Source organism: Agreia sp. PsM10 (genome assembly GCF_030433855.1).
Classification (GTDB): domain Bacteria; phylum Actinomycetota; class Actinomycetes; order Actinomycetales; family Microbacteriaceae; genus Agreia.
Genome location: NZ_JARUXC010000101.1, coordinates 1 through 231, shown reverse-complemented (window position 1 = coordinate 231; position 231 = coordinate 1). Strand labels below are relative to the sequence as shown.

The following is a 231-nucleotide window of genomic DNA, read 5'->3' as shown; positions in this document are numbered from 1 at the left end:
GCTGTAGTCACCTGGCGGAGTGCGGAGAGAATAAATCGCCTGATCGAGCTGTGAGTCGAGATCCCATGCTACGGCGGCGTCGATCTCCTCCTGCAACGTGCCCATCTCGGCGAGAAGGGCGACGAAGTCGGCGTCGGGCTCGGCCATCGCGAGACCGATCTCGTTGAAGCGCTCGACCTTCTGCTTGAACGGGCCGACTCCCTCCTGCACGTTCTCGAGCACCGACTTGGT

At 62.3% G+C, this 231-nt stretch carries 1 pseudogene; it reads right to left on the bottom strand.

Annotated features, from left to right (window positions below):
- A pseudogene (locus QCD70_RS19175) lies at positions 1-231 on the bottom strand (energy-dependent translational throttle protein EttA); the annotation flags it as partial.